At 69.5% G+C, this 21,780-nt stretch carries 16 protein-coding genes; 10 read left to right on the top strand and 6 right to left on the bottom strand.

Going from position 1 to position 21,780, the window contains the following annotated elements; all coding sequences use genetic code 11:
* Positions 1-34 precede the first annotated feature (34 nt).
* Both AC50YC_RS11190 and AC50YC_RS11185 read right to left on the bottom strand, forming a co-directional pair.
* The gene (locus AC50YC_RS11190; protein ID WP_494953598.1) at positions 35-673 is read right to left on the bottom strand and encodes an SIMPL domain-containing protein; all 639 of its coding nucleotides are present in this window, start codon (positions 671-673) and stop codon (positions 35-37) included.
* A gap of 1 nt (position 674) precedes the next feature.
* Complete coding sequence (locus AC50YC_RS11185) at positions 675-1,181, bottom strand: hypothetical protein (RefSeq protein WP_494953597.1); 507 nt, start codon at positions 1,179-1,181, stop codon at positions 675-677.
* A gap of 279 nt (positions 1,182-1,460) precedes the next feature.
* Between AC50YC_RS11185 and pheS the strand changes: the two genes are divergently transcribed.
* The 4 genes from pheS (at position 1,461) to AC50YC_RS11165 (ending at position 7,686) form a co-directional block, all read left to right on the top strand.
* Complete coding sequence (gene pheS / locus AC50YC_RS11180; RefSeq protein ID WP_494953596.1) at positions 1,461-2,522, top strand: phenylalanine--tRNA ligase subunit alpha; 1,062 nt, start codon at positions 1,461-1,463, stop codon at positions 2,520-2,522.
* 2 nt (positions 2,523-2,524) lie between these two features.
* Positions 2,525-5,068 (top strand): phenylalanine--tRNA ligase subunit beta, encoded by a 2,544-nt coding sequence (gene pheT / locus AC50YC_RS11175; RefSeq protein WP_494953595.1) that lies wholly within the window; start codon positions 2,525-2,527, stop codon positions 5,066-5,068.
* A 194-nt stretch (positions 5,069-5,262) separates the two neighbouring features.
* On the top strand, positions 5,263-5,754 hold the full coding sequence (locus tag AC50YC_RS11170) for a 4'-phosphopantetheinyl transferase family protein (RefSeq protein WP_494953594.1): 492 nt from the start codon (positions 5,263-5,265) through the stop codon (positions 5,752-5,754).
* Between the two features lie 84 nt (positions 5,755-5,838).
* Complete coding sequence (locus tag AC50YC_RS11165) at positions 5,839-7,686, top strand: HNH endonuclease signature motif containing protein (RefSeq protein ID WP_494953593.1); 1,848 nt, start codon at positions 5,839-5,841, stop codon at positions 7,684-7,686.
* 15 nt (positions 7,687-7,701) lie between these two features.
* On the opposite strand, the gene AC50YC_RS11160 is transcribed toward AC50YC_RS11165, so the two are convergent.
* The 4 genes from AC50YC_RS11160 to AC50YC_RS11145 form a co-directional block, all read right to left on the bottom strand.
* Positions 7,702-9,087, bottom strand: a complete 1,386-nt coding sequence (locus AC50YC_RS11160) for a M1 family metallopeptidase (RefSeq protein WP_494953592.1) — start codon at positions 9,085-9,087, stop codon at positions 7,702-7,704.
* Positions 9,088-9,132: 45 nt separating this feature from the next.
* Positions 9,133-13,056, bottom strand: a complete 3,924-nt coding sequence (locus tag AC50YC_RS11155) for a Pls/PosA family non-ribosomal peptide synthetase (protein WP_494953764.1) — start codon at positions 13,054-13,056, stop codon at positions 9,133-9,135.
* Positions 13,057-13,229: 173 nt separating this feature from the next.
* Positions 13,230-14,192: a quinone oxidoreductase family protein gene (locus tag AC50YC_RS11150; RefSeq protein ID WP_494953591.1), complete on the bottom strand. Its 963-nt coding sequence runs from the start codon at positions 14,190-14,192 to the stop codon at positions 13,230-13,232.
* A gap of 249 nt (positions 14,193-14,441) precedes the next feature.
* Positions 14,442-15,533 (bottom strand): fatty acid desaturase family protein, encoded by a 1,092-nt coding sequence (locus AC50YC_RS11145; protein ID WP_354173716.1) that lies wholly within the window; start codon positions 15,531-15,533, stop codon positions 14,442-14,444.
* Between the two features lie 232 nt (positions 15,534-15,765).
* Between AC50YC_RS11145 and argC the strand changes: the two genes are divergently transcribed.
* Genes argC through AC50YC_RS11115 form a run of 6 tightly spaced genes read left to right on the top strand, consistent with a single transcriptional unit; the run spans position 15,766 to position 21,761 of the window.
* The gene (gene argC, locus AC50YC_RS11140; RefSeq protein WP_494953590.1) at positions 15,766-16,797 is read left to right on the top strand and encodes an N-acetyl-gamma-glutamyl-phosphate reductase; all 1,032 of its coding nucleotides are present in this window, start codon (positions 15,766-15,768) and stop codon (positions 16,795-16,797) included.
* Positions 16,794-17,960 carry a bifunctional glutamate N-acetyltransferase/amino-acid acetyltransferase ArgJ gene (argJ, locus tag AC50YC_RS11135; RefSeq protein WP_494953589.1) on the top strand — a complete coding sequence of 389 codons (1,167 nt, stop codon included), beginning with the start codon at positions 16,794-16,796 and terminating at the stop codon, positions 17,958-17,960. Before argC ends, argJ begins: the two co-directional genes overlap by 4 nt.
* A 24-nt stretch (positions 17,961-17,984) precedes the next feature.
* Positions 17,985-18,941: an acetylglutamate kinase gene (gene argB, locus AC50YC_RS11130; RefSeq protein WP_494953588.1), complete on the top strand. Its 957-nt coding sequence runs from the start codon at positions 17,985-17,987 to the stop codon at positions 18,939-18,941.
* On the top strand, positions 18,938-20,221 hold the full coding sequence (locus tag AC50YC_RS11125) for an acetylornithine transaminase (protein WP_494953587.1): 1,284 nt from the start codon (positions 18,938-18,940) through the stop codon (positions 20,219-20,221). Before argB ends, AC50YC_RS11125 begins: the two co-directional genes overlap by 4 nt.
* Complete coding sequence (gene argF / locus AC50YC_RS11120; protein ID WP_494953586.1) at positions 20,218-21,228, top strand: ornithine carbamoyltransferase; 1,011 nt, start codon at positions 20,218-20,220, stop codon at positions 21,226-21,228. The genes AC50YC_RS11125 and argF overlap by 4 nt, the downstream gene beginning before the upstream one ends.
* A complete protein-coding gene (locus AC50YC_RS11115; RefSeq protein WP_354173711.1) occupies positions 21,228-21,761 on the top strand; it encodes an arginine repressor in 534 nt (177 codons plus the stop codon). Before argF ends, AC50YC_RS11115 begins: the two co-directional genes overlap by 1 nt.
* Positions 21,762-21,780: the final 19 nt, after the last annotated feature.

Below are 21,780 nucleotides of genomic sequence, written 5' to 3'. Positions count from 1 at the left end.
CTCCTGTCCCGGACCGTGACTGTCTGTCGGCGCCTCAGCCGAGCAGTTCCCACACGACGTTGACGGTGGCGCTGATGCTGGATTCGCCGGCCTCCACGGTGAGCGACTCCACTGCGGCAGCCCGCTGCATTTTCGCCACCGGGATCGGCGCCGGGTAACCGGTTTGCTGCGTGAGCGAAACCACCTTCCCCAGCGGGGCCCCGGCGAGGGACGCGAAGTGCCCGGCCGTGGTGAGAGCATCCTGCCAGGCGGCCTCCCGGGCCCGGGCGGTGACGGCCGCGGGATCAGCGAAGCCGAGCTCCAGCCCGTTGAGCCGCACATCGTTCCCGCCGGCCGCGACCGCCGCGGCGATGACCTCGGACGAGGCTCCCAGCTCCCTGATCCGGACACTCAGCACGCTGGACGCCAGGTAGCCCGAGACGACCTGCCCCCGGCCCTCCTGCCAGTTCACCTCGGCGCGGACGTTGAGTCCCGACGTCGTGATGTCCGGGTCCGCCACGCCATAGCCGCGAAGTGCCGCCGTGATGGCCGCGGAGACCCGGCCCGCCTCGGCATAGGCCGCGCCGACGTCCTCCCGGCGGCACTCGACGCCGATCGAGAGGGTCAGCAGGTCCGGTGCGGCTTCCGCGCTGCCGGATCCGGTGACGGAGATGGTCCTGGGGCTGTCGCTCATGTCATGCCTCGTTCCGTTCGCGGGCGGGCGGTTCCGTCCTGCCGGGGTGCGCGGAACCCCTGGTGGTGGATTCCCTGTTGGTGGATCCGGTGTGGTTGTAGCCGGTGTTCAGCTCCGGGTAGCCGCCGGCCTGCAGCCCGGCGTGCCGTTCGAAGACGTTGCGCGTGCCGGGGTTGCCCGTCCGGGCCAGGGACCAGCCTGCGGCGAGGAAATACAGCGGCAGGAACGGCAGGCCCAGGCACCAGGCGTACTGGGTGCAGTGGCGCTCCTCGTGCCCCAGCAGCACCGGGTTGGCCAGGGCCTCCGCGGGCCCGGCCCGGAAGATCACCACATTGCCGACCGTGAAGGCGCCGGCGAAGGGCAGCCGCCAGCGGTAGCCGGTGGCCACCAGCAGTCCCCGGGGACCGTGGCGGACGGGGGCGCGGGCACAGCCGGCCAGCAGCAACCCCAGTGGAGTTGTTGCATTGAGTACATTTGCCAGCTGCCGCAGCCGTTGTCCCGGCGTCATGAGGCCATGCTAGCCGGGGACCCGCCGGCGGGATACGAAGCACAAGGATGGAGCGGGGATGGACAGAGGGATGGACGGAAGGAGTGCGCGGCGGAGCGGACACCCCGGGGCAGGGGGAGTACCGTCACGTTCGGGCACCTGAGCCCGTTCAACTAGACTGGTGGGGAGTGCCCGCCGGAGCGATTTTGGCGAGCCCTGCCCTTTGTCCACACACCGGTCCCTGCTCCTGCTGAGGGTCCTGTGCGTTGGCATGAACCGACTCGTAGCTAAGAACAGTAGATGACTGAAACTTTGCCGGGCGCCGGCGTCCCGAATCCCCTGGATGAAGCCGCCATCACCGCCGCCGTAGACCAGGCCGTTGCCGCCATTGCCGCCGCCGCCACGCTCGATGAACTCAAGGCCGTGCGCCTCGCGCACACCGGTGAGAAGTCCGCGCTGAGCCTCGCCAACCGCGAAATCGGCGGGCTGCCAAAGGACCAGAAGGCCGCCGCCGGCAAGCTCATGGGATCCTCCCGCGGACGCGTCAACAAGGCGCTCGCGGACCGCACGGCCGTACTCGAAGCCGAGAACGACGCGCGCATCCTGGTCGAGGAGACCGTGGACGTCACCGCCGCTCCGCGCCGCCGTCGTGCCGGTGCACGGCACCCGCTGTCCACCCTGCAGGAGCGCGTCGCGGACATCTTCGTCGGCATGGGCTGGGAGATCGCCGAAGGCCCTGAGGTCGAGTCCGAATGGTTCAACTTCGACGCGCTGAACTTCAAGCCGGACCACCCCGCCCGCGAAATGCAGGACACCTTCTTCGTGGAGCCGCCCGAGGCCCACCTGCTGATGCGCACCCACACCTCCCCGGTGCAGGTCCGCTCCATGCTGGAACGCGAAGTGCCCATCTACGTTTTGTGCCCCGGCAAGGTCTTCCGCACCGACGAGCTCGACGCCACCCACACCCCGGTGTTCCACCAGTTCGAGGGCCTTGCCATCGACAAGAAGCTCAGCATGGCGGACCTCCGCGGCACCCTGGAGCACTTCGCGCGCCAGATGTTCGGCGACGAAGCCCAGATCCGGCTGCGCCCCAACTACTTTCCGTTCACCGAACCCTCCGCCGAGCTGGACATCTGGCACCCGGGCGCCAAGGGCGGTCCCAGCTGGATCGAATGGGGCGGCTGCGGCATGGTCAACCCCAATGTGCTCCGCGCCGCGGGCATCGATCCGGACATCTATTCAGGTTTTGCCTTCGGCATGGGCATCGAGCGGACCCTCATGTTCCGCAACGAGGTCGGCGATATGCGCGACATGATCGAAGGCGACGTACGTTTCAGCGAGCACTTCGGGATGGAGATCTAACAGTGCGTATCCCACTTTCCTGGCTGCGTGAATTCGCGCAGGTACCGGCCGGAGCGACGGCCGAAGACGTGATGGCGGACCTGGTCAAGGTCGGCTTTGAAGAAGAAGCAGTCCACCGGCCGACGGACACCCTCCAGGGCCCCATCGTGGTGGGCAAGGTCCTGAGCATCGTCAAGGAACCCCAGACCAACGGCAAAACCATCAACTGGTGCCAGGTCCGGGTGGTCCCCGAAGGGCAGCAGCAGAGCCTCACCGGCGAGGGCATCGACCCCTCCGGTGTGCAGGGCATCATCTGCGGCGCCCACAACTTCGTGGAAGGCGACAAGGTGGTGGTCACCCTTCCGGGTGCCGTGCTGCCCGGCGACTTCCACATCTCCGCGCGGAAGACCTACGGCCACCTGTCCGCCGGGATGATCGCCTCCGTGCGCGAGCTCGGCATCGGCGAGGACCACGACGGCATCCTGGTGCTGTCCCGGATCGGGCTGGACCCGGAAATCGGCACCGACGCCATGGAGCTGCTCGGTCTCTACGACCAGGCCGCCGAAATCAACGTCACCCCGGACCGCGGCTATGCGTTCTCGATCCGCGGTGTGGCCCGTGAGTATGCCCACGCCACCGGCACGTCCTTCACCGACCCGGCGTCGAAGGTCCAGGCGCCCGCGGAACTGGCCGGCGGCTACGGCGTCAAACTCAACGACGACGCCCCGATCTACGGCAAGCCCGGCTGTGACCGCTTTGTGGCCCGCACCGTCCGCGGTGTCGACGCCGCCAAGCCGACGCCCCCGTGGATGACCTCCCGGCTACGGCTCGCCGGCATCCGCTCCATCTCGCTGCCCGTGGACATTTCGAACTACGTCATGCTCGAACTCGGCCAGCCCACCCACTGCTATGACCTGGACACACTGTCCGGAGACATCGTGGTCCGCCGTGCCGTGGCCGGGGAAAAGATCACCACCCTGGACGCCAAGGAACGCGCGCTCGACGTCGAGGACCTCCTCATCACCGACGGTTCCGGCGCGATCGGCATTGCCGGCGTGATGGGCGGTGCCGCCACCGAGGTGTCCGGCTCCACCACGAACATCCTCATTGAGGCCGCACACTTCGACGAAGTGTCCATCGCCCGCTCCCGCCGCCGCCACAAGCTCCCGTCCGAGGCCTCCAAACGCTTCGAACGCGGCGTCGACTGGCAGATCGCCGGTGTGGCCGCCCAGCGGGTCGTGGACCTCCTGGTCGAGCTCGCCGGCGGCACCGCCGTGGCCGAGGGAACCGACGTCGGCACCGCACCGGACGCCGTCACCGTCGAACTGCCCGCAGCCTTCGCCGCAGAACGGATCGGCATCGACTTCACCGAGAACCAGATCCTGACCTCGCTCGGGGACCTGGGCGCCGTCGTCGCGAAGAACGACGGCGGGTACCTCGTGACCGCCCCGAGCTGGCGCAATGACCTGGAAACCAAGGAAGACCTCTCCGAGGAGATCGCCCGGCTGGTCGGCTATGACCAGATCCCGGCGTCTCTGCCGGTGGCGCCTCCGGGCCGCGGGCTAACCCGCGTCCAGCAGCAGCGCCGGCGCCTGGTCCAGGCCTTGGCGGCTTCCGGTCTCACCGAGGTCCTCGCGTACCCGTTCGTTTCCAAGGCCGCCAATGACACCTTCGGCGTGTCCACGGAAGGATCGCCGCGGAAGGCACTCAAGCTCGCCAACCCGATCAGCGAGGAGCAGGGATACCTGCGCACCTCAATCCTGCCGGGCCTGATCGAGGTCGCCAAGCGCAACCACTCGCGCGGTTTCCGCGACCTGGCCCTGTTCGAGGCCGGCCTCGTGTTCCTGCCGGGCGACAACCTCGGCACCGCCTCGATCCCGCCGCTTGGCATCAGGCCGAGCGATGAGGTGCTGGACGGCCTGTACGACGGCGTCCCGGACCAGCCGCTGTACCTCGCCGCCGTGCTCACCGGCCACGACTCACCGGCCGCCGCCGGCCACGCGCCGCGTGCATGGGACTGGGCTGACGCCCTGGACATCGCCCGGATCGCCGGCGACGTGCTCGGCGTCGAGATTGTCATCAGCCAGGGCCAGCACCAGGCCTTCCACCCGGGACGGACCGCGCAGCTGGCGCTCCGCACCGGAGAGGTTCTGGGCCATGCCGGCGAGCTGCACCCGAAGCTGCTGGCCGCCCATGACATGCCCGCCCGATCGGTGGCGCTCGAATTCAACGCGGACGCCCTCTTCGAGGCCGCCGCCGACGTGATCGTGGCCCGGCACATCTCCACCTACCCCGTGGCCACCCAGGACGTCGCCTTGGTGGTGCCCCAGGAGGTACCGGCGGAGGAGGTGCTCGCTGCCCTGCGCGAAGGCGCTGGGGAGCTGCTCGAAGACGTCGCACTCTTCGACGTCTACGCGGGCAAGGGCATCGAGGACGGCAAGAAGTCGCTGGCCTTCAGCCTGCGTTTCCGGGCCGAAGACCGCACGCTGACCGCCGACGAGGCATCCGGCGCCCGCGAGGCCGCCGTGGCGGTCGCCCACGAGCGCTTCGGAGCAGTCCAACGCTAGAGTACGGCGGAACACTCGCCGTCGCCGGAATCACCGTCCGGTCCGTTCGTCTTGCCGACGTCGGGCCGGACGGTGAGGCCTTCCTTGATCCCGCGGAACACGCGCGTGCCGCGGGCATCGCGGACCTGGCAACCCGGCGGGACTTCCTGGCCGGCCGGATCGCGCTGCGGGAGTTCGCCGCCGGGATCCTGGCCGTGCGCCCCGGGGACCTAACGGCCGCCTATTCCTGCCCGGACTGCGGAACGGGCCCGGAACTTGACCACGGCCGGCCCGGCTACCGGCTCGACGGTAGACCCGTCGGCCTCAGCCTGAGCCTGTCGCGCAGCCGCGGCTGGGCCCTGCTGGCCGCCGGTTCAGCCGGCGGAGCCGGGATGAAAGCCGGCATCGACCTGCAGCACAGCTCCGGCGTGATGTTTCCCGGGTTCGACGACGTCGCCCTCACCCCAGCGGAACGGCAGCTGCTCGCCGCCCTGGCGCCGGACCGGGCGACGTTCTGGCGGACTGCCGCCTGGGCCCGCAAAGAAGCCCTGCTGAAGGCCCGCGGCACCGGACTGCGCGTCGAGCCGTCCTCGGTCGAGGCCTACGCGGAGCCTGGGGACGGCGCCATCCTCGTCGACCTGGACACGGCCGTGCTGGGCCTGCCCGCAGGCTTTGCCGCCGCGCTGGCCGTCGTCGGCGCCGAATAGCAGCTGCCTGCTGGCGTCACGCGGCCACTCAGCCATTCAGCCGGTATCGATATTTTTGTCGTAGCCACGTCTTAGTCTGGGCGTATGGAAAGCACGGCATGGAGTGCGGAGAGCATGGAGGCCCTGGCGGCTGTCGCCGCGTCCGTCGCTGCCCTGTCTGCTTTCACCGGCGTCGGGGCGGACCACGCTGATCCTTCGGGCAGTGGTTCAATCCGGGATGCCGAATTTGATCCGCTGTGGGCTGATCCGTTGCGGGTTCTGGCGGATGCGTGCCTGGACGGGATGGCCGGGGTGGCCCGCCGGGAGGCACGGACGGCGGCGTTGAAGGTCAGGTTCGCTGCGGACTACGTGCAGGCGACCCGGGCGCTGGCGCCGCCGGCGGCGTCCCCGCAGGACCGCGCCGTCCGGGAGATGGCGTTGGTGGCCGAGGTCGCGTGTGCATTGAGGGTCAGCGAACACGCCGCCGGGGTGTTCCTGTCCGAGTGCCAGGCCCTGACCACGCGGCTGCCGTTGACCCTGGCGGCCCTGCAGGCCGGGACAATCTCGTGGGCCCATGCCCGGATCATGGTGGACGAAACCGCGAACCTGGATGCGGCCGGGGCGGCGGCATTGGAGACGCACTTCCTGGACCCCGATGCCCCGAACCCGGCCAGGGGGTGCCCGGCCGGGGATCTCGTCCCGGGACGGTTCCGGGCCAAGGCCCGTGTTTGGCGGGAACGCCACCACCCGGTCAGCATCGAGGAACGCCACACCAAGTGTGCTGCGGACCGGCGGGTCGAGTACTGCCCGGACCGGGACGGGATGGCCTGGCTCTCCGCGTACCTCCCGGCCGACACCGCCGCGGGGATCTGGGAGCGGACCACCGCCGCCGCCCGCGCCCTCCAGGGCCCGGACGAGGCCCGCACTCTGACCCAGCTCCGCGCCGACATCGCCGCCACCTGGCTCCTCACCACTGGACTGGCCGAAGGCGGCACGGGGACCATCGGCGGCACAAGCGAGGAAGGACACGGTCTGGCTGGCGGCGCCGGCACCGGCACGGATGTCAGCGGCCTGGGTGGGGGTGTGCCGGTCCCGCGGGCGCAGGTCCTGGTCACCGTCCCGGTCCTGTCCCTCCTGGGTGCCGGGGAGGAACCGGCGATGCTGGACGGGTACGGGCCGATCCCGCCGTCGATGGCCCGCCGCCTGATCGCCGACGGCGCGGGTTCCTTCTACCGGGTCCTTACGGACCCGCGGGACGGGGCCCCGCTGGAAATCGGCCGGACCAGCTACCGCCTCACGAAAGCCCAGCGCCACTGGCTCCGGCTCCGCGACGGCAGATGTCCCTTCCCGGGCTGCAACAACCACTCCCTGGACAACGAGGCAGACCACCTCCTGGCCTGGGCCGGCGGAGGCACCACCGGGATCACCAACCTCGGCCAGCCCTGCCCCAAGCATCACCGCCTGAAGCACAGCTCGGCCTGGACACCATCCGGGGCAAGCGAACACAGTCCGCCGGGGTGGACCTCACCGTCGGGGCGGCACTATCCCAGCGAACAACAGGACTGGGAACCACCCGACTGGCCGGGCCATCTCCTGCGCACGGACGAAGGCCTGCCCACGGAGGAAGACCTGGGCCTGGACCTGCCCCCGGATCCAGGCTGGGATCCCGACCTGGACCTGCCCCCGGATCCAGGCTGGGATCCCGACCTGGACCCACCCCCGGATCAAGGCCGGGATCCCGACACGGAACTGCCCGCGGACCCGGGCCGGGATCCCGACACGGAACTGCCCGCGGATCCTTTCCCGGACTGGCGCGGATTCATGTCCGGGCACCCATGGCCCGACGCAGACACCGACCACCAGGGCTGGCCGGCGCCTCCCGATGGACCCTACCCGGAATCATTCCTGCTCCAATGCGTGAACGATACTCTGAACGCCGATTCAGGGTTGTAGTCCAGCTTGGTTGCCCTATCCGCTGAGCGGCAGCGGCGGCAGGGCCTCCTGGTATAGCCACGGGTGCAGCAGTGACTCGGTGTCGAGGCCTGTCGCGTGGTCCGCGGTGAGGATGAACTGAGGCGTCGAGACGGAGCCGTGACGGTTCTGGCTTGCCCATTCATGCAGCAGGGAGAAGAAGGCCAGGTCGCCGCAGCGCAGGCGCAGGGCGTGCAGCGCCAGGGCGCCGCGCTTGTACACCCGGTCATCGAACATCAGCTCCGGCCCGGGGTCGCCCACGAGCAGGTCCTGCTTGCCGGTGCTCAGCTTCCGCCACGCGCTGGCAGCCCTGCGGGCCACCGTCATGACGCCGGCCTCCTCGGACCAGATCCATTCCGCGTAGCAGGCGAATCCCTCGTGCAGCCAGATGTCCTTCCACGAGGCCGCCGTCAGCGAGTTGCCAAACCACTGGTGCGACAACTCATGGGCGATGAGCCGCTGGGACTCCCAGTCCTGCTTCAGATGGTTGGGGCCGAAGATCGACAGGCTTTGCGCCTCCAGCGGGATCTCCAGCTCGTCACCCGCCACCACGACCGTGTACTCGGCGAAAGGGTACGGGCCGAAGCAGTCGGTGAAGGTGCGCATCATCTCGGGCTGCCGCGCCAGTCCCACCCGGGCCGCGTCGGCCAGCGCAGACGGGACGGCCGCGTACTGGGGCACCTGGGCGGCCGCGGTGACGGGGTTGAGGGTGAGGAGCTCGTAGCGGCCGATCTGGACCGTGGCAAGGTACGTGGCCATGGGCTCGGACTGCTCATAGACCCAGGTCTCGCGGCTGGACCGGCTGGTGCGGGCGATCAGGATCCCATTGCACACGGCCCGGTAATTCGCATCCGTGGTCACCGAGATCCGGTAACTGGCCTTGTCCAGCGGATGGTCGTTGCAGGGAAACCAGGACGGTGCGCCGTTGGGCTGGCCCGCCACGAGGACGCCGTCGGTCAGTTCCTCCCAGCCCACTTCGCCCCATAGCCCGCGGCGGGGTGTGGGGTTGCCCTCGTAGCGGATGTCCAGGGTAAATTCCTCACCCGGTAGCAGGCCGGCATCGGGGACGACGACGAGCTGGTCGGCGCGCTGGCTGAACTTGCGCACCCTCCGCCCGCTGAGCTGGATCTTGGTGGCCCGTAGCCCGGTCAGGTCCAGGACGATGGCCGAGGTGGGGCGTTGCGTCACGGCATGCACGAGCGCGCGTCCGCTCAGGCGGTTGCTGCTGAGCTTGTAGTCCAGCTCGAGTTCATAGCGGGTCACCCGGTAGGCGTCCGTGCCGTGGCCCGGCAGGTAGGGGTCGGGGGACCCGGCCGCATCGTCGGCGGGCAGGCCGCTGCCGGCGCCCGCTGGGGCAGCGGGACTCAGTGGACTGGGACTCATCAAACCGGCTTTCGGGATTGCAGGTGCAGGACGAACAGCGCGGGGCTACTTCGGCTTGGGCGCAGGCACTGCCGGCCCGCCCCACGGGCTCACCGGATTGCCCATCCAGTAGCTCGCGGCGGGAACCGTCTCACCCCGCATCACGAGGGAGGCCGGGCCCACGGTGCCGCCCTTGCCAATCCGGGCCTGCGGGAGGATGACTCCGTGCGGTCCCATCGTTGCCCCGTCATCGAGCGTAACAGTGTCGATGCTCATGACGCGGTCGTGGAAGAGATGGGTCTGGACCACGCAGCCACGGTTGACCGTGGAGTTCCGGCCCAGGGTCACAAGGTCCGCTTCGGGAAGCCAGTAACTTTCGCACCACGTGCCGGCGCCGATCTTTGCGCCCAAGGCCCGCAGCCACCAGACCAGGGCCGGGGTCCCGGTAGCCGAGCGCGCGAACCAGGGCGCGCTGACCATTTCAATGAACGTGTCCACGACCTCGTTGCGCCAGATGAAGGAACTCCACAGCGGATGCTCGCCAGGACGGATCCGCCCCACCAGCAGCCACTTCGCGACGACGGCGCTGCCCGCCGCCGCGGCGCCGGCGAGCAGGATCACGACTCCGCCCAGGAGCGCCGCGATGCCGTAATTGAACACCGTAGCGAGCCAGTCGAAGGCGAGGAGGACGCCGGCGGCGACCGCGACCGTCGCCACGACGGGGACAAAGCGGCAGAGCTCCCACAGCGCCCGGGCAATCTTGAGCTTCAGCGGCGGCTGGTAGGTCCTCGTGTCGTCTGAGGCGATGGCGGTGCGCCGAAGCCGGACCGGCGGGCTGCCCAGCCAGGACGTCCCGGACTTCGCCTTCGCGGGAGTTGCCGAGAGCACCGCCACGAGGGAGTTCTTCGGCACATTGCGGCCGGCCGCGGTCATACCGGAGTTGCCCAGGAAGGAGCGTTTGCCGATCTTGGCGGGGGCAATCCGCAACCATCCGCCGTCGAGCTCGTAGGAGGCCACCATCGTGTCATCGGCCAGGAAGGCGCCTTCGCCCACGGTGGTCATCTTGGGAATCAGCAGGACCGTGGAGGCTTCCACGTTCTTGCCGATCCTGGCGCCCAGCAGGCGCAGCCAGACGGGCGTGAACAGGCTGGCGTAAATGGGGAACAGCAGGTCGCGGGCCAGGTCCAGCACCCGTTCGGTGGCCCAGACCTGCCAGCCGATCCTGCTGCGCACGCGGTAGTACCCTTCGGCCAGTCCCACCCCGAGGAGCCGGGTGGTGAGGAGAATCAGCACGAGGTTGGACAGGAACCAGACCAGGGCCGCCGGCGGCAGGGACAGCAGCAGCTGGGGCAGCGCGGCGGTCAACGAGGCGCTGCCGCGGATGAAGCCAAAGACCACGAGGGCCGCCGCGGCGGCGGAAACGTAGGGAATCAGGGCCAGGGCGGCCGAGGCGGTGGCGAAACCGGCAAACCAGAGCCGGCCGATCAGCCGGTGCTCCGGGGGATTCTCCGGCCAGGAGTGCTTGGCCTTGCCGCGCCGCTCGGCCGGCGAGCCAGCGACGAGCAGCCCGGCCTTCACCTTGCCCAGCACGGCCGAACCGGGTTCCACCCGCGCTCCGGCGCCGATCGTGGCACCGGGCATCAGGGTACTGCGGGCACCGACAGTTGCGCCGGGCCCGATCCGGATGGCGCCAATGTGGACGACGTCGCCGTCGATCCACCAGCCGGACAGGTCAATCTCGGGCTCGACGTTGCAGCCGCTGCCGAGCGAGAGCAGGCCGGTGACCGGCGGCAGCGAGTGGAGCTGGACGTCGTCGCCAATCTTCGCCCCGAGGGCCCGGGCGTAATACGGCACCCAGGGGGCGCTGGCCAGGCTCACCGCGCCGGCCAGGTCCTGGATCTGCTCGGCCAGCCAGAGGCGCAGGTGCACCCGGCCGGACCGCGGGTACGTCCCCGGCACCACCTTGCGCAGCAGCAGCCGCGCGGCGGCGATGGAGATCAGCATCCGGCCCGCAGGACTGACAAAGACGAGCCAGGAGGCAACCACCCACCACCAGGACACCGTGGGCGCCGCCGTGAAGCCGGCAAAGGATGAGAGCAGATTGTTAGCCGCCATCAGGTACGTCAGCCAGCGCATGCCGACCAGGATGTGCAGCGGAACGCCCATCAGGGTCTGGAAGACCTGTGACTTGCGGGCCGTACGCCGGACCGTGCGTTCCGGGGCCGGGCCCGCCCCGCCCTCGGGCAGCGACTGGCGCGCGGCGTCGATGAGCGCCCCGACCCGGGGAGTGGCGTAGATGTCGGCCACTGTGATGGTGGGGTAGCGCACGCGCAGGGCGGAAACGAGCTGCGCGGCGGCGAGCGAACCGCCCCCGTAGGCAAAGAAATCGGCGTCAAGGTTGGACACGGCACTGCCGAGCACAGCACTCCACTGCTCCACGATCCAGGCTGCATCGTCCGGGAGGTTCAGCGGGGCCGCGGCGGCGTCGGCGGCCCCGGCCCCCGGCAGCGGCCACGGCAGCGCGTGCCGGTCGACTTTGCCGCTGGTTTTGGTGGGCAGCGAATCGACCACGGTCAGCAACGGGATCAGGGGAGCCGGCAGGCTTTCGCCGAGCAGCTCCCGGGCGGCCACCAGATCGAGATCCCGGCCACCGGCGGGGGACAGGTACCCGACGAGGATCTGGTTTCCGGCCGCGGTGGTCTGCACCGTCGCGGCCGCACCGGCCACATCCGGCAGCGCCTGCAGGGCGGCGTCGATCTCGCCGAGTTCGATCCGGCGCCCGCCCAGCTTGACCTGTTCATCGGCGCGGCCCTGGAAGATCAGCCCGGCGGCCTCGTAGCGGACCAGATCGCCGGAGCGGTAGGCACGCGCCCAGCCGAGCGACGGCATCGGAGCGTATTTCTCGGCGTCCTTGGCCGGGTCGAGGTACCGGGCCAGGCCCACGCCGCCGATGATCAGTTCGCCGATTTCCCCTTCTGCGACCGGCAGGGTGTCAGCATCCACGACGGCCAGGTCCCAGCCGTCCAGCGGCAGCCCGATCCGGATTGGTCCCGAGCCGCCCAGCGGCGCAGCGCAGGCGACGACGGTGGCCTCGGTGGGGCCGTAGGTGTTCCAGACCTCGCGGCCTTCGACGGCGAGCCGTTCGGCGAGTTCCGGCGGGCATGCCTCGCCGCCGAAAATCAGCAGGCGGACGCTCTCCAGGGACTCCACCGGCCAGAGCGCGGCGAGGGTAGGAACCGTGGACACGACCGTGATGCCGTGGCTGATCAGCCAGGGGCCGAGGTCCATGCCGGTCCGGACCAGGGCCCGCGGCGCCGGCACCAGGCAGGCGCCGTGCCGCCAGGCCAGCCACATTTCTTCGCATGAGGCGTCGAAGGCGACCGACAGCCCGGCGAGGACACGGTCCTGCGGGCCGGCCGGCTCGTCCTGGAGGAAGATCCGGGCCTCGGCGTCGACGAAGGCCGCCGCGGAACGGTGCTGCACGGCGACGCCCTTGGGGGTTCCGGTGGAGCCGGAGGTGAAAATGACCCAGGCGTCGTCGTCCGGGCCGGGCAGCCGCGGCGCCGGGAACGGGCGCGGCCGCTGGCCCTCCGTCACAACGTCCCCGGTCCCGTGCAACGTGCCCGCGACCCGGGCTTCGCCGAACACCAGCCGGGCCCGCTCTTCCGGGTCGTCCGCGTCCACCGGGACGTACGCAGCCCCGATGAGGAGCACAGCCAGGATGGCGATGTAGAGCTGGTTGGTGCCGGAGGGAATCCGGACGCCGATCTTGTCCCCGGCGCCCAGTCCGGCCCGGTGCAGCTCCCGCGCCTTGGCCCGGACCGCCGTCAGCAGCTGGGCATAACTGAGCGACTGGTGCCCGTCGTCGAGGGCGGAGGCATCCGGGAAGCGCCTGGCCGTGTCCTGCAGGATGTCGACCAGCGTCCGCTCCGGCGGTGCGGCCAGCGACCCTGGAAGTTGCGCCGAGAAGTCCGGGCTGACGGTGGCGATCGCCCGCGGAAGGTCGCTGCGTTGTGGTTGCTGTGGTTGCTCAGTCACAGGGGGATCGTCTCCGGCCTAGGTGAACGGAAGGTGTCCGGCTTCGCTTTGTGTTAATACTCCGCCTCCGGCCGGTCGTTCGCACGCTTTATCCCCGGTGTGGTCCCTGCTGCCGGGTACAGAATCTACGGAACCAGGATGACCTTGCCGGTGGTGCGGCGCTGCTCCAGGTCGTCGTGGGCCTGGGCCGCCTCGGCCAGGTCGTAGCGGGCACCGATCCGGACCTTGAGGCTTCCGTCGGCCACCGCGGCGAACAGCTCGTCCGAGCGCCAGCGGCGTTCCTGGGCGTTGCGCAGGAAGTGGGCGATCGTCGGCCGGGTCAGGTACAGCGAGCCTCCGGCATTAAGACGTTGCGGGTCGAAGGGCGGCACCGGCCCGGAGGCGGCACCGAAGAGCACCAGGGTTCCGCGGACGCGCAGGGCGTCGAGGGAACCGTCGAAAGTGTCTTTACCGACGCCGTCGTATACGACGTCCGCGCCGGCCCCGTCGGTTAGTTCAAGCACCCTGGCGGCGAAGCCGTCGTAGCGCAGCACATGGTCGGCGCCTGCCTCGCGGGCCAGCAGCTCCTTGTCGTCGGTGGAGACGGTGGTGATGACACGCGCGCCCCTGGCCTTGAGCAGCTGGATCAGCAGGAGCCCAACACCGCCGGCGCCGGCGTGCAGCAGCACGGTGTGGCCGGGCTCGACCTTGAAGGAGGAATTGATGAGGTAGTGCGCGGTGATGCCCTGCAGCGGCAGGGCGGCGGCCGTGAAGTCATCCACGCCGTGGGGGACCGGCAGCGCTTTGTCCTCGTCGATCAGGGCGTAGCCGGCGTAGCAGTTGACGCCTTCGGCCGTGGCCACCCGGTCGCCCGGTGAGAAGCCTGTCACGCCGTCGCCGAGTTCCTCCACGGTGCCCGAGGCCTCCGAACCGGGGGTGAAGGGGTAGCCCACCTTGTAGCTGCCGCTGCGCTTGTATGTGTCGATGAAGTTCACTCCGACGGCGGCGACCTTCACCAGCAGCTGGCCGGGACCCGGGACCGGGCGCTCCACCTGGGCCAGCGTGAGGACCCCGGGGCCTCCGGCCTCGCGGGCGACGATTGCATGCATCCTGTGTCTCCTTGCCTGGGCAGAACGTCCGGCACTGAATTTCCTGGCAGAACGTCCGGCTGAATATTCCGGACAGAGTATTCCGGACTGAGTATGTGTGGGCCCGGATCCCGCGGCCCACATCCTGCACCCATCCTAGATACACCGGCGCCAACGAAGAAGTGACGGCCGGTATCCGGCCGTCACTTCGGGTCAAACAGGAAAATCATAGCCTCGGGCGGGAGGCTTCCGCGGAACCGCGCTGCCGCTTTAGTAGCGGCGGGTAACGGTGGCCATCGGGCACTCGAAGTGGCGTCCGGCGGAGAGGCCGACGTCGTTGAGGTAACGGACGATGATGCCGTAGGACTGCAGCAGCGTGGTTTCGGTGTAGGGAACCTGGTGCTTCGCGCAGAACTCGCGGACGATCACGGCAGCCTTGTCGAGCTGCGGCCGGGCCATATCCGGAAAGAGGTGGTGCTCGGCCTGGCGGTTAAGGCCGCCGAGCAGGATGTCCATGAAGCGGCCGCCGGAGATGTTCCGGGACGTCAGGACCTGGCGGCTGAAGAAGTCCACGCGGCTGTCGGCCGGCAGGACGGGCATACCCTTGTGGTTCGGGGCGAAGGAGGCCCCCATGTAGAACCCGAAGACGGCGAGCTGGACCGCGATGAACGCGAGGGCCATGCCCCACGGCAGGAAGGTGAAGGCGAGCACCGGAAGCAGGCTCAGCCGGACCACGAGGATCGGGATCTCAACCCAGCGGTGCGTGACCTTGGCGCGCTGGAAGATGAACTTGATCGAATCGATCTGCAGGCCCAGGCCCACGAGGAACAGCAGCGGGAAGAAGAACCAGCCCTGCTTGCGGGTGAGGAACGAGAACCGTCCCTGCCGGGTGGCGGCGGCTTCCGGGAAGAAAGCGATGGCGCCGGTGGCAATATCCGGGTCTTTGGAGATGACGTTCGGGTGGTTGTGGTGTGCGCCGTGCTTCTGCTCCCACCAGGAGTAGCTGATCCCGGCGACCGAGGTGGCCAGCAGCCGTGCGGCCCAGTCGTTGGCGCGGCGGGAGGCGAAGATCTGCCGGTGGCCGGCCTCATGGGCCAGGAAGCTCAACTGGGTACAGAGGATGCCCAGGGCGGCGGCGATGAGGAGCTGGAACCAGCTGTCGCCGATCAGGGCAAAGCCGAACCAGGTGGCCGTCATCAGGAGGACCAGGACGGAGAATACCGTGATGTAGAAGCCGACACGGCGTTCCAGCAGGCCCGCTGCCTTGACGGTCTTAAGCAGTTCCGAATAGCTCAGGACGACGGCGTTGGGCTGGCGGACGCGCGATTTCGGTCGCTCCGGCGTAGCAGTGGTGGGGGTCATGGAGCGCGTGCCTCGTAACTCTTTACGGGCAACGCTGCACCCGACACTCGGACGCACGGTCTGGATCACCCTCTTCCAAGCATACGCCTCCGGCCTGCACTGCCTCCCGAACCCTGGCCGGGGGCCGCGGGTGGAGGGGCGGTTTTGGGGGTTCCGGGGCCGGGTCCGGACACGCGGCAATGGATGCATAAATATCGGCATCTATGCATACTCTTGCTGTATAGTCGGTGCTATGACTATTTCTGTTGCCGTTTCCGGCGCAAGCGGTTATGCCGGCGGCGAAGTCCTGCGGCTCCTGGCCGGCCACCCCGACGTCACGATCGGCGCCATCACGGCGCACAGCAACGCCGGTTCCAGACTAGGGGAATTGCAGCCCCACCTCCACGGTCTGGCCAGCCGAATCCTCGAAGACACCACGGTGGAGAACCTGTCCGGCCACGACGTCGTGTTCCTGGCCCTGCCGCACGGCGCCTCCGCGGAGATCGCCGCGCAACTGCCGGCCGGCACCCTTGTCATCGACGCCGGCGCCGACCACCGCTTGTCTGATCCGGCAGCCTGGGAAAAGTTTTACGGCTCCCCGCACGCCGGGACCTGGCCCTATGGGCTGCCGGAGCTCCCCGGCCAGCGCGACGCGCTCCGCGGCGCCAAACGGATCGCCGTGCCGGGCTGCTACCCGACGTCGGCACTGCTGGCCCTCACCCCGGGCTTCAGCAACCACCTGCTGCAGGCGGACGACGTCGTTATTGTTGCCGCGTCCGGCACTTCCGGGGCCGGCAAGGCCGCCAAGGTCAACCTGATCGGCGCTGAGGTGATGGGCTCGATGAGCCCGTACGGCGTCGGCGGCGGACACCGGCACACCCCGGAGATCGAGCAGGGACTCTCCAAGGCCCTGAACGCACCGGTCACGGTGTCCTTCACGCCCACGCTGGCCCCCATGAGCCGGGGCATCCTCACCACCGCCACGGCGAAGGTGCGTCCCGGTGTGACTGAGGAGGAACTCCGCCACGCCTGGAGCGAGGCCTACGACGACGAGCCGTTCGTGCACCTGCTGCCGGAAGGCCGCTGGCCCTCCACGAAGTCCGTGCAGGGGTCCAACCACGCCGTCATGCAGCTGGCACTCGACGGGCACACCGGCCGGGTGATCGTCACCTGCGCCATCGACAACCTGACCAAGGGGACCGCCGGCGGGGCCGTGCAGTCCATGAACATTGCCCTCGGCCTGGCGGAAACCGCCGGCCTCGATCTGCAGGGAGTCGCACCATGAGCATCACCGTCCCCCAGGGATTCCGCGCCGCCGGCGTCACCGCCGGCCTCAAGGCCTCCGGCAACCCGGACCTGGCCCTCGTGGTCAACGACGGCCCCGGCAAGGCCGCCGCGGCCGTGTTCACCTCCAACCGGGTGGCAGCAGCCCCCGTGCACTGGTCCCGCGAGGTCGTCAAGGACGGCCGCGTGGACGCCGTCATCCTGAACTCCGGCGGAGCCAACGCCTGCACCGGCCCGCAGGGCTTCCAGAACACGCACACCACCGCCGAGAAAACCGCCGAGGCGCTCGGCGCCTCCGCCACCGACGTCTTCGTCTGCTCCACCGGCCTGATCGGCGAGCAGCTCCCGATGGACAAGATCCTCGCCGGGATCGGCGCCGCCACGGCAGCGCTCAGCACCGACGGCGGACCCGACGCCGCCACCGCGATCATGACCACGGACTCGGTGCCCAAGCAGGCGGTCTTCATCGGCGCGGACGCCGACGGCAAGGAATTCGCCATTGGCGGCATGGCCAAGGGTGCCGGCATGCTCGCCCCCGGGCTCGCCACCATGCTGGTGGTCCTCACCACGGACGCGGATGTCCAGCCGGAGATGCTCGACGTTGTGCTCCGCGACGCCACCCGGGTCACCTTTGACCGGGCGGACTCGGACGGCTGCATGTCCACGAACGACACCGTGGTGCTGCTCGCCTCCGCAGCGTCCGGCGCGGTGCCGTCTGCCGTCGACTTCGGCAAGGGACTGACCCAGGTCTGCGCCGAACTGGCCCGCAAGCTGATCGGCGACGCCGAGGGTGCCAGCCACGACATCGCGATCCGCACGTTCAACGCCGCCAGCGAAAAGGACGCCGAAGTGGTCAGCCGCGCCGTCGCCCGCTCCAACCTCTTCAAGGCCGCGATCTTCGGCAAGGACCCCAACTGGGGCCGCGTGCTCTCCGCCGTCGGAACCACCGACGCCGCCTTCGAGCCCGACCAGCTCAACGTGTCCATGAACGGCGTGCAGATCTGCCGCAACGGCAGCATCGGCGATGACCGCGGCCTCGTGGACCTGGAACCCCGCGAGGTCCTGGTCGAAATCGACCTGCAGGCCGGCGGGGCCGAGGCCACGATCTGGACCAACGACCTCACCCACGAGTACGTCCACGAAAACAGCGCCTACTCCAGCTAGGCAGTTCCCGGAGGGACGAACAGCATGAACACCCAGACCCGCGAAACCACCTCCATGAAGGATGCCCAGAGCAAAGCCGGCACCCTGATTGAGGCCCTGCCCTGGATCCAGCGCTTCGCCGGCAGCACCATGGTGATCAAGTATGGCGGCAACGCCATGGTCAATGATGAGCTCCGCCGCGCCTTCGCCGAAGACGTCGTCTTCCTGCACCACGTCGGGATCCACCCCGTCGTGGTGCACGGCGGCGGCCCGCAGATCAACGCCATGCTCAGCCGGCTCGGGATCGAATCGGAGTTCAAGGGCGGGCTGCGGGTCACCACGCCGGAGGCCATGGACGTGGTCCGCATGGTCCTCACCGGCCAGGTGGGCCGTGAGCTCGTCGGCCTGATCAACTCCCACGGCCCCTACGCAGTAGGGATGTCCGGCGAGGACGGCGGCCTGCTCCGCGCGGTCCGGACCGGCACCGTCGTGGACGGCGAAGAGGTGGACCTGGGCCTGGTCGGCGAAGTGATCGGCGTGAATCCCGAGGGAATCCTGGACATTGTCGCGGCCGGACGCATCCCGGTGATCTCCACGGTGGCCCCGGAGATCTTCGAGGACGGCACCGGCGACCCGGGATCAAAACAGGCGCAGACAACCGGCCAGGTGCTGAACGTCAACGCGGACACCGCCGCCGCGGCCCTGGCCGAAGCCCTCGGCGCCTCGAAGCTGGTGATCCTCACCGACGTCGAGGGACTCTTCGCCCACTGGCCGGACCGGTCCTCGCTGATTTCCTCGCTCACCGCGTCGGAACTGCGCGAACTGCTGCCGCGGCTGGAATCCGGCATGATCCCGAAGATGGAAGCCTGCCTCAAGGCCGTCGAGGGCGGCGTCGAGCGCGCACACATCGTCGACGGCAGGCTGCCGCACTCGATGCTGCTGGAAACCTTCACGACGGCGGGCATCGGCACCCAGGTCGTCCCGGACGAGGACAACAAATGAACCAGCTGGAAAAATCCCCCGAACTCAGCGAAATCGTCGGGAACCGCGGTCCGGGCACGGGAGCCGACTGGCTCGCCCGCTACTCATCCTCCCTGCTGGGCGTCTTCGGCACCCCGCAGCGCGTCCTGGTCCGCGGCGCCGGCTGCCTGGTCTGGGACGCCGACGGCAAGGAATACCTGGACCTGCTCGGCGGGATCGCGGTCAACGCCCTGGGCCATGCGCACCCCTTCGTCACCTCGGTGATCTCCAGCCAGCTCGCCACCCTGGGCCACGTCTCCAATTTCTTCACGAGCCCCACCCAGATCGCGCTGGCCGAGAAGCTGCTGGAGATCACCAAAGCCCCGGCCGGGTCCAAGGTGTTTTTCGCCAACTCCGGCACCGAAGCCGTCGAGGCCGCCTTCAAGCTGGCTCGGCGCAACAACGGCGCCAGCCACGCCGCGGATGCGGAGGGTACAGGGAAACCGCGCACCAGAATCATTGCGCTCGAAGGTGCCTTCCACGGCCGCACCATGGGCGCCCTTGCGCTCACCGCCAAAGAAGCCTACCGGGCGCCGTTCGCCCCGCTGCCCGGCGGCGTCGAACACGTCCCCTTCGGCGACATTGCTGCCCTGCGCGCCGCGGTGGACGACACCGTCGCCGCCGTCTTCCTCGAACCGATCCAGGGCGAGGCCGGGGTCCGCCCGCTGCCCGCCGGCTATCTGCGGGCCGCCCGGGAGGTCACCAGCGCCGCCGGGGCACTGCTGATCCTGGACGAGGTCCAGACCGGCATCGGCCGCACCGGCAAGTGGCTCGCGAGCGAGGACGCCGGGATTGTGCCCGACGCCGTGACCCTGGCCAAGGGCCTCGGCGGCGGCTTCCCGATCGGCGCCCTCGTCACCTACGGCCCGGACACGTCCGGGCTGCTGACCGCCGGCCAGCACGGGACCACGTTCGGCGGCAACCCCGTCGCCACCGCCGCGGCCCTGGCCACGCTGCACGTGCTGGAAAACCAGCAGGTCCTGGGCCACGTCCGCGAGGTGGGGGAGCACCTGCGTGCCGGCCTCGCCACGGTCGAGGGCGTCACCGAAGTCCGCGGCGAGGGACTCCTGATCGGCTTCGACCTGGACGCCGACGTCGCCCCGGCCGTCGTGACCGCGGGCCTGGCGGCGGGCTTCATCGTCAACAGCCCCGGCCCGCACACCATCCGCCTCGCGCCGCCGCTGATCCTCACCACCGAACAGGCCGACCGCTTCCTCACGGCACTGCCCGCCCTCCTCCAGACCGCAAAGGATTTCCAGTGAACGCCGCAGCAGCCACCCGCCACTTCCTCAAGGACACGGACCTCACCCCGGCTGAGCAAGCCGAGGTCCTGGACCTTGCCGTCCGGATGAAGGCCGCACCCTACAGCGTGCAGCCCTTCGCCGCGGAAGGCAGCGGACGCAAGACCGTCGCCGTGATCTTTGACAAGACCTCCACCCGGACGCGGGTCTCCTTCGCCGCCGGCGTCGCCGACATGGGCGGCAACGCGCTCATCATCAACCCGGGTGAGGCGCAGATCGGCCACAAGGAATCGGTCGAGGACACTGCCAAGGTCCTGGAGCGCATGGTGTCCACCATCGTCTGGCGCACCGGTGCCCACTCGGGGCTCGTGGCCATGGCCGAAAACTCCCGAGTGCCGGTGATCAACGCCCTGTGCGATGACTACCACCCCTGCCAGCTCCTCGCGGACCTGCTCACCATCAAGGAACACAAGGGCGACCTGGCGGGCCTGACCATGAGCTACCTCGGCGACTCCGCCAACAACATGGCCAACTCCTACCTGCTGGCCGGCGTCACCGCCGGCATGCATGTCCGCATCGCCGGCCCGGACGGGTACCTGCCGTCCCCGGCCATCATCGCGGCGGCCGAAGACCGTGCGGCGGAGACCGGCGGCTCCGTGCTCGTCACCGTGGACGCCGCCGAGGCGCTGCTCGGCGCCGACGTCGTCGCCACCGACACCTGGGTGTCCATGGGCCAGGAGGACGAGAAGGAGGCCCGGCTGCAGCTGTTCCGCGGCTACGCCGTGGACGAGGCGGCGATGAAGCTCGCGGCACCCGACGCCGTCGTGCTCCACTGCCTGCCCGCCTACCGCGGCTACGAGATCGCCGCGGCCGTGATCGACGGCCCGCAGTCCGTCGTCTGGGACGAGGCGGAGAACCGGCTGCACGCCCAGAAGGCCCTGATGGCGTGGCTGATGCACCGCTCAGGCCTGGCTATTGTCGAGGGGCTGGCGCCGAATCGGACGCTGACACCGAAGGCTCTCGGCTAATGTCCGTCCAGCCCGCCTCGCCGGGGGCCAGCCCGGCCACCAAGACGGCCCGGCAGGCGCGGATCACCGCGATCCTCACCGGTGAGTCGGTCCGCTCGCAGGCCGAACTGGCGGCGCTGCTGGCGGACGACGGCGTCCAGGTCACCCAGGCCACGCTGTCCCGGGACCTGGTGGAGCTGGGCGCGGTGCGGGTGCGCGGCAAGGACGGCGTGCTCGTCTACGCGGTGCCGGGGGAGGGCGGGGAACGCGCGGCCAAAAGCGGCGTCACCCAGGAGATCCTCGACGCGCGGCTGGCCCGGCTCTGCGGGGAACTGCTGGTCACCGCCGAAGCGTCCGCGAACATCGTGGTGCTGCGGACGCCGCCGGGTGCGGCCAACTTCCTGGCCCTGGCCATCGACCACTCGGTGATGCCGTCGATCCTCGGCACCATCGCCGGGGACGACACCGTGCTGCTGGTCACCCGCGATCCGCTCGGCGGGGCCGACATGGCCGCCCGCTTCCTGCAGCTCGCCGAGGAAGCCGGCACCGGCTGACCTCACCCCGGCCTGAAGA

The sequence above is a fragment of the Pseudarthrobacter sp. MDT1-56 genome, from assembly GCF_059383555.1.
This window is presented reverse-complemented; position numbering and strand designations above follow the sequence as displayed.